The 12,331-nt window shown below is 71.0% G+C and carries 10 protein-coding genes; 3 read left to right on the plus strand and 7 right to left on the minus strand.

Annotation, left to right across the window (positions count from 1 at the left end; translation table 11 throughout):
• Positions 1-6 precede the first annotated feature (6 nt).
• The 4 genes from ACGFYP_RS00930 to ACGFYP_RS00945 form a co-directional block, all read right to left on the minus strand.
• The gene (locus tag ACGFYP_RS00930) at positions 7-1,308 is read right to left on the minus strand and encodes a sugar ABC transporter permease (RefSeq protein ID WP_393485149.1); all 1,302 of its coding nucleotides are present in this window, start codon (positions 1,306-1,308) and stop codon (positions 7-9) included.
• Complete coding sequence (locus ACGFYP_RS00935) at positions 1,305-2,084, minus strand: ATP-binding cassette domain-containing protein (protein ID WP_393485150.1); 780 nt, start codon at positions 2,082-2,084, stop codon at positions 1,305-1,307. The genes ACGFYP_RS00930 and ACGFYP_RS00935 overlap by 4 nt, the downstream gene beginning before the upstream one ends.
• Positions 2,085-2,156: 72 nt before the next feature.
• Positions 2,157-3,248: a sugar ABC transporter substrate-binding protein gene (locus ACGFYP_RS00940; RefSeq protein ID WP_393485151.1), complete on the minus strand. Its 1,092-nt coding sequence runs from the start codon at positions 3,246-3,248 to the stop codon at positions 2,157-2,159.
• Positions 3,249-3,417: 169 nt separating this feature from the next.
• Positions 3,418-4,332, minus strand: a complete 915-nt coding sequence (locus ACGFYP_RS00945) for an EamA family transporter (protein WP_393485152.1) — start codon at positions 4,330-4,332, stop codon at positions 3,418-3,420.
• Positions 4,333-4,411: 79 nt separating this feature from the next.
• Between ACGFYP_RS00945 and ACGFYP_RS00950 the strand changes: the two genes are divergently transcribed.
• The 3 genes from ACGFYP_RS00950 to ACGFYP_RS00960 all read left to right on the plus strand — a co-directional run bounded on the left by ACGFYP_RS00950 (position 4,412) and on the right by ACGFYP_RS00960 (position 8,326).
• Positions 4,412-5,341 carry a LysR family transcriptional regulator gene (locus tag ACGFYP_RS00950; RefSeq protein ID WP_393485153.1) on the plus strand — a complete coding sequence of 310 codons (930 nt, stop codon included), beginning with the start codon at positions 4,412-4,414 and terminating at the stop codon, positions 5,339-5,341.
• Positions 5,342-5,422: 81 nt separating this feature from the next.
• Complete coding sequence (locus ACGFYP_RS00955) at positions 5,423-5,776, plus strand: VOC family protein (protein WP_393485154.1); 354 nt, start codon at positions 5,423-5,425, stop codon at positions 5,774-5,776.
• Between the two features lie 153 nt (positions 5,777-5,929).
• Positions 5,930-8,326, plus strand: coding sequence for an ATP-binding cassette domain-containing protein (locus ACGFYP_RS00960; protein WP_393485991.1), 2,397 nt, complete (start codon positions 5,930-5,932; stop codon positions 8,324-8,326).
• A 71-nt stretch (positions 8,327-8,397) separates the two neighbouring features.
• Here the strand turns inward: ACGFYP_RS00960 and ACGFYP_RS00965 are convergent, their stop codons facing one another.
• Genes ACGFYP_RS00965 through ACGFYP_RS00975 form a run of 3 tightly spaced genes read right to left on the minus strand, consistent with a single transcriptional unit; the run spans position 8,398 to position 12,307 of the window.
• Positions 8,398-10,464 (minus strand): iron ABC transporter permease, encoded by a 2,067-nt coding sequence (locus ACGFYP_RS00965; protein WP_393485155.1) that lies wholly within the window; start codon positions 10,462-10,464, stop codon positions 8,398-8,400.
• A gap of 5 nt (positions 10,465-10,469) precedes the next feature.
• Positions 10,470-11,450, minus strand: coding sequence for an iron-siderophore ABC transporter substrate-binding protein (locus ACGFYP_RS00970; protein WP_361962079.1), 981 nt, complete (start codon positions 11,448-11,450; stop codon positions 10,470-10,472).
• Entirely contained in the window at positions 11,447-12,307 is an 861-nt protein-coding gene (locus ACGFYP_RS00975; RefSeq protein ID WP_393485156.1) for an ABC transporter ATP-binding protein, read from the minus strand. Before ACGFYP_RS00975 ends, ACGFYP_RS00970 begins: the two co-directional genes overlap by 4 nt.
• Positions 12,308-12,331 lie beyond the last annotated feature (24 nt).

Here is a 12,331-nt window from a genome sequence, read left to right on the forward strand (position 1 = left end):
GGCGGCTCACGCGCGCCCTGCCGCCTTCTGGCTCCGGCGGGACAGGGAGTCGACGACCACGGCGGCCAGCAGCACCGATCCGGTGATCATGAACTGGACGGCGTTGCTGACACCCATGATGTTCATGCCCGACTGGATCGACCCGATCACCAGCGCGCCCAGCAGGGCGGACCAGACCGTGCCGCGTCCGCCGAAGAGGCTGGTGCCGCCGATGACGGCGGCGGCGATGACGTTCATCAGGAGGTTGCCGCCGCCTGAGGTCTGGCTCGCGGACTGGATCTGCCCGGCCAGGAAGAGGCCGCCGATCGCCGCCATGGTGCCGGCGATCGAGAAGACCGACATCCGGACGAACGGCACGCTGATGCCCGCCCTGCGCGCGCCCTCGATGTTGCCGCCGACGGCGAAGATCTGCCGCCCGTAGGAGGTGCGGCGCAGTACGAAGTCGAGGAGGACCAGGACGATCAGGAAGATCAGGAGCGCCAGCGGCAGCCCCTGGTACTGGTTGAGGATGTACGCGGCGACGAAGGCGATCGCGCCGATGACGACCGTACGGATCACGATCTCGGCGATCGGCCGGAACGGCACCCTGGCGCGGCGGCGCCGCTGGGCGTCGAGGAGTGCGGCCGCGAGGAAGAGTCCGACACCGACGGCCGCCGTGATGTAGGCGGCGGCCGGGCTGTGGAAGATCTTCGAGTACAGCTCCGAGACGATGCTCTCGCTCGGGATGTTGACCGTGCCGCTGGTGCCGAGGATCTGCAGCATGAGTCCGTTCCAGGCGAGGTTGCCCGCCAGGGTGACGACGAACGCGGGCACGCCGACCTTGGCGAAGAAGAAGCCCTGGATGAGTCCGACGGCCGCTCCGCCTGCGATGGCGACCAGGAGGGCCAGCCACTCGTTCATGCCGTTCAGCACGTTGAGCACGGCGAAGATCGCGGCGCACAGACCGCTGACGGAGCCGACGGAGAGGTCGATCTCGCCGAGCATCAGGACGAAGACGATGCCGATGGCGATCATGCCCGTGCCGACGATCTGCTGGCTGAGGTCGGAGAGGTTCTGCGCGGAGAGGAACGCGCTGTCCAGCGTGCCGAAGACCGTCCAGATGATGATCACGGCGACGACGACGGGCAGGGAGCCCAGTTCGCCGCTGCGCAGCTTCCGCTTGAACTCCCCGAGGTATCCCTTGAAGCCCTCCTCCCGGACGATCAGCCGGCTGTCGACGGCGGGTACGGCGTCATGGGCCGGCTCCTGGGTTCCGCCGTCGCCGGGTCCCGGGGCGGAGGGGTCGTGGCGGCCTCGGTCACGCCTCATCGCTCCTCCTCCCGCTTGCGGGCCTGGCGGCGCGTGACCGCGCTGTCGCTGGCCCCGGTGATGGCGGAGATGATCTCCTCGGTGGTGGTGGAGCGCTTGTCGAAGAAGCCGTTGTTCCGGCCGAGGCGCAGGACGGCGATACGGTCGGCGACCGCCATCACGTCCACCATGTTGTGGCTGATCAGGATGGTGCCCAGGCGCTGTTCGCGGAGCCGTTCGACGAGGTCGAGGACCTCGGCGGTCTGCTCCACGCCGAGCGCCGCGGTGGGCTCGTCGAGGATGACGACCTTCGGATCGCCGATCAGGGAACGGGCGATCGCCACGGTCTGGCGCTGGCCTCCGGAGAGGGAGGCGACGGGGATGCGGACGCTGGGGATGCGGATGGAGAGGGTGTCGAGCAGTTGGCGCGAGCGCTGCTCCATGCCGACCTCGTCGAGCACGCCCCAGCGTTTGATCTCACGGCCGAGGAAGAGGTTGCCGACGACGTCGAGGTTGTCGCAGAGCGCCAGGTCCTGGTAGACGGTGGCGATGCCGAGGTTCTGGGCGTCGTGGGGCCTGTTGACGGTGACCGGGCGACCCTCCCAGGTGATGACGCCCTCGTCCGGCGGATTCACCCCGGCGATCGCCTTGACGGCGGTCGACTTGCCGGCGCCGTTGTCGCCGACGAGCGCGACGACCTCACCGGCGTGGACCTCCAGGTCGAAATCCGAGAGGGCCTGCACGGCGCCGAACCTCTTGGAGATCCCCCGCAGACTGAGCACAGGTGTTTCGGGCACCGTCAACCGCCTCCTACCCGGCCCCCGTTGCGTTGCTGCTCGGATGCTCGGACAGGGCTCCAGGGCCCTCGGCTACTCCAGACCGGCCTGCTTGCAGGCGGCGGCGTAGGTGGGTGTGCAGATCTCCTGGACCGTGTACAGACCGTCCTTGACGACCGTGTCCTTGATGTTGCCCTTGTCGACCACGATCGGGGTCAGCAGGTTGGCCGGGACCTTCTGGCCGCTGCCGCTGGTGACGGTGGTGGGCGTCAGGGAGTCGGGAAGCTCCTTGCCCTCGGCGAGATCGACGGCCATGGTGGCGGCGATGTCGGCCTCCGGCTTGTACGGCTTCTCGACCGTGATGGTCTGGGTGCCGAGGAGAATCCGCTGGATGGCGTCGAGTTGGGCGTCCTGACCGGTCAACGGCACGTTGATACCGGCCGCCTTGAGGGCGGTGGCGATACCGGCGGCGAGACCGTCGTTGGCCGAGTACACGCCGACGATGTTGTCCTTGCCCAGTGCGCTGATGGCGCCGGACATCTGCTGGTTGGCGTTGTTCGGGTCCCAGTTGGGGGTGTCGTACTCCTTGCCGATCTTCACCTTGCCGTCGAGGACGGAGTGCGCACCCGCCTTGAACTCGGCCGCGTTGGGGTCGGTGGGAGAGCCGTTGTGCATCACGATCTGGCCGCTGTCGGCCTTGTCACCGAGCGCGTCGAGCAGCGCCTGACCCTGCAACTCGCCGACCTTGCGGTTGTCGTACGAGACGTAGGCGTCGACGGGTCCTTGCGCGAGGCGGTCGTACGCGACGACCTTCACGCCCGCGTCATGGGCCTTCTGCACGGAGGACTGGATGGACTTGGAGTCCACGGCGTCCAGGATCAGCACCTTGTCGCCCTTGGCGAGCGCGGTGTTGACCTGCTGCTGCTGGGTGGTGGCGCTCTCGGCCGCGTTGTAGTAGTCGATCTGCGCGTCGGGCGCCAGCTCCTTGATCTTCTGCTCGATGTAGGGCCGGTCGAACTTCTCGTAGCGCGTGGTCTTGCTCTCGGGGAGCAGGAGGCCGATCTTCACTTCGCCCTGCGCCGCGGTGGCCGAGCCCGGCTGGGCCGCGCCGCTCATCGAGACCGCGCCGAGGGACAGGGCCGCGGCTCCGGCCAGGGCGATCGCGCCACGCAATGTGCGGGTCATGGGGGGCTCCTTCCGTACGCCCCCTTCCCCTCGCCGGGGGAGCGCGGGAGACCAGGGGGTGCACATGTGGCCTTAATACGACATTAGCCGCAACTCCATGACCGGCAAGCGGGTGAATCGCCCTGGTCGCCGCGGCCTGACGTTTACGCAGTTCAGGCGGGTGCGCAGGTCAGAGGTCGGAACGTGGGTCAGGCGGGTACGCAGGTCGGGCGGCCGCCCGGCGCGCGGCCGGCGCGGGCAGTTGCGCCGCGACGATCGCGGCGAGGCAGAGCCCGAACCCGAGGAGCTGGACCGGCCCCAGGGTCTGGCCGAGCAGGGCGACTCCGAGCACCGCGGCGACCAGCGGGGAAAGCAGGACGAGCACCGCGACGGAGGTGACGGGGAGCGCGGTGAGACCGCGGAACCACAGGACGAAGGCGATCAGGCCGCCGACCAGGCCGAGCCAGAGGTAGCCGAGGGCGGCGGGGAGGTCGATCGCGGGAGGCGCCCCCTCGACGAGGCGGGTGAGCGGCAGCAGGAACAGGCCGCCCGCCGTGAGTTGCCAGCCGGCGAACGCGGCGGGCCCGACCCCGGCCGGGCGTCCCCAGCGTCTGGTGAGCGTCACTCCGAGCGCCATCGTGGCCGCGCTGCCGAGGCCGGCGAGGACCCCTATGAGGTCGAACGCGGCGCTCGGCCCGATCACCACAAGGCCGACGCCGACCACGCCCGCCGCTCCCCAGGCCAGCCGCCGGCCGGACAGGCGCTCATGGAGGACCGCCACGGCGAGGACGGCGACGGCGAGCGGCTGGGCCGCGGCCAGGGTGGCGGCCACACCTCCGGGGAGGCGCTCGGCGGCGACCGTCAGCAGCGGGAAGAGCAGCCCGATGTTCAGGACGCCGAGCACGGCGGCCTTCCCCCACCACGCGCCGCGCGGCAGCGCCCTGCCGATCGCGAGGGCGATCAGACCGGCGGGCAGCGCCCGCAGGAGCCCCGCGAACAGGGGGTGCGCGGGCGGGAGGAGTTCGGTGGTGACGACGTAGAAGGTGCCCCACGAGACGGGTGCGAGCGCCGTCAGAAGGGTGCGGGACAGTACGGAACTTGTCATGCCCGCAGTCTCGAACGGGCGTGATCAATGAGTCCAACACATGCTTGTCACGTGATCCATCTCGATACACGATGGATCCGTGGACCTCCAACAGATGCGGTACGTCGTCGCCGTCGCCGAGACGAACAGCTTCACCCGGGCCGCCGAGCGGTGTCTGGTCGTGCAGTCCGCCCTCAGCCACCAGATCGCGCGCCTGGAGCGGGAACTCGGCGCGCGGCTCTTCGAACGCACGAGCCGCAGGGTGCGGCTGACCCCGGCCGGAGCGGCGTTCCTCCCGGCCGCCCGGCAGTGCCTTGAGGCCGCGGAGCGGGCGGCGGCCGAGGTCGCCGCCGCCGTCGGAGAGGTACGCGGACGGCTCGCCGTGGGCCTGATCCCGACCGTCGCGGCGGTCGACGTCCCCGGGGCGCTGCGCACGTTCCGTGGGCGCTACCCGCGGGTCCGCGTCGCCCTGAAGGTGGGCGCGAGCGAGGAGCTCGCCGAGCAGGTCGGGGAAGGCGTCCTCGACCTGGCGTTCCTGGGCCTGCCGACGCCGGCGGCCCCGCCGCGCGGTGTGGCCGCCCACGTCCTCGCGCACGACCGGCTCGTCGCCGTGGTCGCCCCGGACCATCCCCTCGCGGGCGGGCCCGAGGTCGACCTGCGCCGGCTCTCCTCGGAGGTCTTCGTGGACCTGCCTGCCGGGACGGCCGGTCGCGTCCAGTCCGACCTGGCCTTCGCGACCGCCGGCCTCACCCGTGACGTGGCCTTCGAGGTGACCACGGCGGACCTGTTCATGGCCCGCCTGGTCGGGCAGGGCCTGGCGATCGCCCTGCTCCCCTCCACGTACGCGCCCCAACTGACCGGCGTCACCACCGTCGAGGTCTCGGACGCGCCGACCCGGGTCGAGTACGCCGTCTGGAACGCCACCGGGCGCACCCCGGCGGCGACGGCCTTCCTCTCCGTCCTCGGTCTCGATCCGGACGCGGGCGAACCGGTCAGGAATCGAGAAGCGCCGTCCCCGGGCCGCACGTAGCGTGGCTGCCGTGGGCGTCGGAGGGCCGATGTCCGCACCACACCGACCGGGTCCCGGCGACCCACCACCTCAGGAGCGATCATGACCGGCACTCCCACCCAGGGCGTCAAGACCGTGCTGCACCCCGTGTCCGACCTGGCGAAGGCCAAGGAGGTGTACGCCGCGCTGCTCGGCATCCAGCCGCAGACCGACAGCGAGTACTACGTCGGCTTCGACACCGCGGGCCAGCACATCGGGCTCGTCCCGAGCGGCGGCCAGGGCACGGCCTCGCCGGTGGCCTACTGGCACGTGACGGACATCGCGGCGAAGCTGGCCGAGGTGACGGCCGCCGGCGCGACCGTGCGGGACGCGCCCAAGGATGTCGGTGGCGGCCGGCTCGTGGCGACGATCACGGACCTCGACGGCAACGTGCTGGGACTGCTTCAGGACCGATGAACGCGACGGCACGGCGCTGAACCGTTGCCTCCGCCTTCGCCGACGACGTAGAACCTGGGTGGACGGACGGAACGACGGAAAGACGGCAGGACGGCAAGTCGGAAGGACGGAGGCCGCGTGCCGCGCGGCCCCGGCTCACGGATGGAGAGCACGATCAGCATGGCCACGAGGAAGGGCGCGCAGTCGCCCGCGCCGCACGGTGCCGACAGCCACGACGTGATCCGCGTGCACGGCGCGCGGGAGAACAATCTCAAGGACGTCAGCATCGAGATCCCGAAGCGGCGGCTGACGGTCTTCACCGGGGTCTCCGGCTCGGGCAAGAGTTCGCTGGTGTTCAACACGATCGCGGCGGAGTCGCAGCGGCTGATCAACGAGACGTACAGCACCTTCGTCCAGGGCTTCATGCCGTCCCTCGCCCGCCCCGAGGTCGACGTCCTCGAAGGCCTGACGACGGTGATCACCGTCGACCAGCAGCGGATGGGCGCCGACCCGCGCTCGACGGTCGGCACCGCGACCGACGCCAACGCGATGCTGCGCATCCTGTTCAGCCGGCTCGGGAAGCCGCACATCGGCCCGCCCAGCGCGTACTCCTTCAACACGGCCTCGGTCCGGGCGAGCGGTGGGATCACCGTCGAGCGCGGTGCCGCCAAGACCAAGACGGTGAAGGCGACCTTCCAGCGCACCGGCGGGATGTGCACGCGCTGCGAGGGCCGGGGCAAGGTCTCCGACATCGACCTCACGCAGCTCTACGACGACTCCAGGTCGCTGTCCGAGGGCGCGTTCACCATCCCCGGCTGGAAGTCGGACAGTCAGTGGACCGTGCAGCTCTACGCCCAGTCCGGCTTCGTCGACCCGGACAAGCCGATCCGCCGGTACACCAAGAAGGAGATGCAGGCCTTCCTCTACGGGGAGCCGACCAAGATCAAGGTCAACGGCATCAACCTCACGTACGAAGGGCTGATCCCCAAGATCCAGAAGTCGTTCCTGTCCAAGGACAAGGAATCGATGCAGCCGCACATCCGGGCGTTCGTGGAGCGTGCGGTCACCTTCACCGTCTGTCCGGAGTGCGACGGAACGCGGCTCAGCGAAGGGGCCCGGTCCTCGAAGATCAAGCGGATCAGCATCGCCGACGCCTGCGCGATGGAGATCCGGGACCTGGCCGAGTGGGTCCGCGGTCTCAAGGAGCCCTCGGTGGCGCCGCTGCTCGAAGCGCTGCAGCGGACCCTGGACTCCTTCGTGGAGATCGGCCTCGGCTATCTCGCCCTCGACCGGCCGGCGGGCACGCTGTCGGGCGGCGAGGCGCAGCGGGTCAAGATGATCCGGCACCTCGGCTCCTCGCTCACCGACGTCACGTACGTCTTCGACGAGCCGACGATCGGCCTCCATCCGCATGACATCCAGCGGATGAACGAGCTGTTGCTGCGGCTGCGCGACAAGGGCAACACGGTCCTTGTGGTGGAGCACAAGCCGGAGGCGATCGCGATCGCCGACCACATCGTCGACCTCGGCCCCGGCGCCGGTACGGGCGGCGGCACGGTCTGCTTCGAAGGCACCGTGGAGGGACTGCGGGCCGGGAAGACCATCACCGGCCGGCACTTCGACGACCGTTCCTCCCTCAAGGATTCGGTGCGCACGCCCAGCGGCGCTCTGGAGATCCGCGGCGCCACGGCGAACAACCTGCGGGACGTCGACGTGGACATCCCGCTCGGCGCCCTGGTCGTCATCACCGGTGTCGCGGGCTCGGGCAAGAGCTCCCTGGTCCACGGGTCGATTCCGGCCGGCGAGACCGTGGTGTCGGTGGACCAGACCCCGATCCGTGGCTCCCGGCGCAGCAACCCGGCCACGTACACCGGTCTGCTCGACCCGATCCGTAAGGCGTTCGCTAAGGAGAACGGGGTCAAGCCGGCGCTCTTCAGCGCCAACTCCGAGGGCGCCTGCCCCACCTGCAACGGCGCCGGGGTCATCTACACCGACCTGGCGATGATGGCGGGAGTCGCCACCCCCTGCGAGGACTGCGAGGGGAAGCGGTTCCAGGCGGAGGTGCTCGAATACCGGCTCGGCGGACGCGACATCAGCGAGGTGCTCGCCATGTCGGTGACGGAGGCGGAGGAGTTCTTCGGCGAGGGCGAGGCGAAGACGCCCGCCGCGCACAAGATCCTCGAACGGCTCTCCGACGTCGGGCTCGGCTACCTCACCCTCGGCCAGCCGCTCACCACCCTGTCCGGCGGCGAGCGGCAGCGGCTCAAGCTCGCCACCCACATGGGCGACAAGGGCGGTGTGTACATCCTCGACGAGCCGACGACCGGACTCCACCTCGCGGACGTGGAGCAACTGCTCGGCCTGCTCGACCGTCTTGTCGACTCCGGCAAGTCGGTGATCGTCATCGAGCACCACCAGGCCGTGATGGCGCACGCCGACTGGATCATCGACCTCGGCCCGGGTGCCGGCCACGACGGCGGCAAGGTCGTCTTCGAGGGCACGCCTGCCAAGCTCGTCGCCGACCGCTCGACCCTCACGGGCGAGCACCTCGCGGCGTACGTCGGAGGCTGAGCCGACGCGTGAGCCCCGCCCCGGATGGTCCCGGGGCGGGGCTCACGCATGTGCCGTCGCTGTCGCTCTCGCTACCGGCGGCTGCGGATCAGCAGGTAGAGGAAGTACGGCGTGCCGATCACGGCCGTCATCATTCCGGCGCCGAGCTGGCCGGGTGCGATCACGGTGCGGCCCAACAGGTCCGCCGTGCAGACGAGTACGGCGCCCAGAAGGACCGCGACCGGGACCACGCGCGCGTGCTGCCGGCCCACGAGGGCGCGGGCCGCGTGCGGGGCGACGAGGCCCACGAAGCCGATCGTGCCCGCGGCGGCGACGGCGGTGGCGCTGAGCAGGACGCTCAGGGCGAGGAAGCCCAGGCGGCCCCGCCCGAGGCTGAGGCCCAGGAGCCGGGGGGTGTCCTCGTCGAGGGAGACGAGGTCGAGCTCGGTGCGCCGCGCGAACGCGGCCACCACGCCCACCGCGAGGACGACCGCGAGCGGCACGATGTCCGGCATGGTCCGCCCGTAGGTGGAACCGGACAGCCAGGTGAGGGCCTTGGTCGCGTTGAACGGGTCGGTGAGGACGATGAGCAGGCTGATCAGCGCTGCCGCGCCGGTGGCCACTCCGAAGCCGACGAGCACGAGCCGGTTCTGCTGGAACCCGCCCCGCGCGGCCAGTCCGAAGACGATGACGGAGCTGACGGCGGCGCCCGCGAACGCCGCACCGGCCACGCCCCATCCGCCGGCGAGCGGCACGGTGGTGACGAGGAGGACGGCGCCCAGCGCGGCGCCGCCGGAGACGCCCAGCGTCGCGGGTTCGGCGAGCGGGTTACGGGTCACGGCCTGGACGAGCGTGCCGGCCAGGGCGAGTGCCGCGCCCGCCAGGAGCGCCGCGAGGACCCGGGGCACGCGCGTGTCGAGGACGAAGGAGACGGTCCTGCCGGCGTTGCCCTGGGCCCAGTTCACGACGTCGCCGAGGAGCAGCTTGCTGTCGCCGAGGAGGACCGCGGCGATCACCACGCCCACCAGGGCCACGACCAGGCCGGTCGTGGTGGTCAGGAAGACGGCCCGGCTCCGGATGCGGAGCCGGTCGACCGCGGCGGCTCCGGCGGTGTCTCGGACCCGCGTCGCCATGGCGATCAGGAAGACGGCGCCGACCAGGCTGGTGACCACACCGGTCGGCACGGCGACCGCCGCGTCCGCCGGGACGACGGCGCGCAGCAGCACGTCCGAGCCGAGCACGAGGGCCGCACCGGCGAGGCCGGCGATCGGAAACGCGGCACGCGCGCGGGAGAAGGCGCGGAACCGGCGGACCAGAGGCCGGACGAGGGCCGGGGCGCACAGGCCGACGAAGCCGATCGGTCCGGCGAGCGTGACCGCCGCCGCCGAGAGCACCGCGGCGAGCACGACGGCCGTGACGCGGGTGGAGCGCGCCGGGACGCCGAGGCCGCGGGCCGCGTCGTCGCCGAGGGCCAGGGCGTCGACCCGGTGGGAGACCAGCAACAGGCCGATGAGGCCGATGAGTGCGATCGGCGCCATCTGCAGGACGCCGTCGAAGCCGTTCTGGGAGATGCTGCCCTGGTTCCAGGCGAACAGGCCTTCCGTCTCCTGGGGGAAGAGCAGCATCAGGCCCTCGGTGACGGCGGTGAGGCCGAGGGTGAGGGCGCTGCCGGCGAGCACGAGCCGGACCGTGCCGGAGCCGAGCCCGGAGAGCCCGAGGACCACGGCCGCCGCCGCGAGGCCACCGACGAAGGCGACGCCGGAGGAGGCGAGCAGCGGGAGCGAGAGCCCGCTCGCGGAGACGAGTCCGAGGGCCAGGTAGGAGCCCGCGTTCACGCTCAGGGTGTCGGGCGAGGCGAGCACGTTGCGGCTGACGGCCTGGAGGGCGGCGCCCGCGATGCCGAGGACGGCTCCGACGAGCAGCCCCGCGACCATCCGGGGGAGGCGGGAGGCGATGACGACGGACGCGTCGGCCGGGTCGGCCCGGCCCGTGAACGCCTTCCACACCTCGGGGGCGCCGACGGCGGCGGTGCCCTGGGTGATGTCGACGAGGGCGAGGCCCGCGACGAGGAGGATCAGTACGGCCGTCACCGCGGCCGCGCCCGACCGGGACGCGGCCGCCGACGGAAGGGTGGCGGAGGAAGGTGCGGTGACGGCCATGGGGGTTACTTCGTCAGCGCCTTGACGACGGAGTCGACGTACTGGTTCATCGACTCGGGACCGCCGAACATCCAGATGCCGTCGGGCAGCCGGTGCACGTCGCCCTTCTTGACGAACGGGAGCGAGGTCCACACCTTGTCCTTGGCCAGGGCGCCCTCGAAGGGGTTGCTGCTCGTGTCGCCGTCGTTGCTGATGTGCGCGAAGTGCACGCCGTCACCGAGCTTGGTGAGGCCCTCGACGTCGGTGGTGCCGAGGCCGTAGGCCGGGTCGCCCTTGACCGTCCAGGCGTTCTTCAGGCCGAGCTTCTCGTTCACGGCGCCGATGAGCGAACCGCTGGTGAACGGGCGGATCTGGACCTGGTTGGAGACCAGGTAGCCGTCGGCGAAGGCGTACTTGGCGCCACCGAGGCCGGCGTCGGCCAGGGCCTTCCTGCCCTCGGCGAGCTTCGCGTCGAAGCCCTTCTTGAGCTTGTCGGCCTGGTCCGTGGTGCCGGTGGCCTTCGCGATGGCGTCGAGGTTCTTCGTCATCCGGCCGATCGGGTCGGCGGCGTCGGCGGCCGTGAGGTTCAGGACCGGGGCGATCCCGCGGAGCTGCTTCACTGCGGCCGGCGGCAGGTCGCTGGTGGCGACGATGAGGTCGGGCTTGAGACCGGCGATGGTCTCCACGCTCGGCTCACCGCGCGTGCCGATGTCCTTGGGGTCGTTCTTCAGCGGGACGGCGGAGTCCCAGGTCTTGTAGCCCTTGACGTCGGCGACACCGACGGGGTCGACACCGAGGGAGATCAGGGTCTCGACCACGTTCCACTCGGTGCCGACGACCTTCTTGGCGGGCCCGTCGAGCTCCACCTTGGCGCCGGTGTCGTCGGTGAGCGTGATCGGCTCGGCGGACTTCTTCGCGTCGTCCTTGGCGGGCTCGGTCGTGCCACAGGCGGTCAGGGTGAGCGCCGCCGCGGTGGCGACCGCGGCGGTGAGGAGGAGGCGTCTCATGAGGTGGGGCTGAGCCTTTCGCTTCGCGTGTGGTGGCGGCCGATCGCGCGGGTGCGCAGCCGGCCTGTCGAGGGGTCGGTGTCGACCTCGATGCGGATGCCGTAGGTGTCCGTGAGCCGCGGGGCGGTCAGGACGTCTTCGGGGCGGCCTTCGGCGACGATCCGTCCGGCTTGGAGCAAAACGATCCGGTCGGCGACGGCGGCGGCCTGGTCCAGGTCGTGCAGGACGACGCCGACGGCGATGCCGTGGTCGTCGGCCAGGTCGCGGATGAGGTCGAGGAGTTCGATCTGGTAGCGCAGGTCGAGGTAGGTGGTGGGTTCGTCGAGGAGGAGCACGCCGGTCTCCTGGGCGAGGCAGCCCGCGAGCCAGACGCGCTGGAGCTGTCCTCCGGAGAGGTGCTCGGCGCCGCGGTCGGCGAACTCCTCGACGCCCGTCATGCGGAGCGCGCGGTCCACGGCGGGCTGGCCGCCCGGGTCCGCCTTGCCCCAGCGGCCTCGGTACGGGTAGCGGCCGAACTCGACCACGTCCCGTACGGTCAGCCCGCTGGGTGTGGGGCGACCCTGCGTCAGCAGGGCGACGTGCCGCGAGAACTCGCGGGGCGTCAGGGCGAGGCCGTCCGTGTCGGCGTCGATGGTCAGGGTGGCGCTGCGGGGCCGCTGCAACCGGGCGATCGTCCGCAGGAGCGTGGACTTGCCACTGCCGTTCGGGCCGACCAGCACGGTCACGTCGCCGGGCCGCAGCGTCACGGACGCGCCGTGCACGACGTCGACACCGTCGTAGGCGACGGTGACATCTGTGGCCGACAGCGCATGACCGCGTACGGGCGTGGCCTGCGGGCTTTCTTCACCAACTCTCACGCCGCACAGGTTAGCCTAACCTAA

The sequence above is a fragment of the Streptomyces sp. NPDC048370 genome (assembly GCF_043200825.1).
GTDB lineage: Bacteria > Actinomycetota > Actinomycetes > Streptomycetales > Streptomycetaceae > Streptomyces.

Coding starts and splice junctions, on each gene's coding strand:
- ACGFYP_RS00970 (WP_361962079.1), bottom strand. CDS start 11,450: ATGAGACGCCTCCTCCTCACCGCCGCGGTCGCCACCGCGGCGGCGCTC.
- ACGFYP_RS00940 (WP_393485151.1), bottom strand. CDS start 3,248: ATGACCCGCACATTGCGTGGCGCGATCGCCCTGGCCGGAGCCGCGGCC.
- ACGFYP_RS00965 (WP_393485155.1), bottom strand. CDS start 10,464: ATGGCCGTCACCGCACCTTCCTCCGCCACCCTTCCGTCGGCGGCCGCG.
- ACGFYP_RS00955 (WP_393485154.1), top strand. CDS start 5,423: ATGACCGGCACTCCCACCCAGGGCGTCAAGACCGTGCTGCACCCCGTG.
- ACGFYP_RS00930 (WP_393485149.1), bottom strand. CDS start 1,308: ATGAGGCGTGACCGAGGCCGCCACGACCCCTCCGCCCCGGGACCCGGC.
- ACGFYP_RS00945 (WP_393485152.1), bottom strand. CDS start 4,332: ATGACAAGTTCCGTACTGTCCCGCACCCTTCTGACGGCGCTCGCACCC.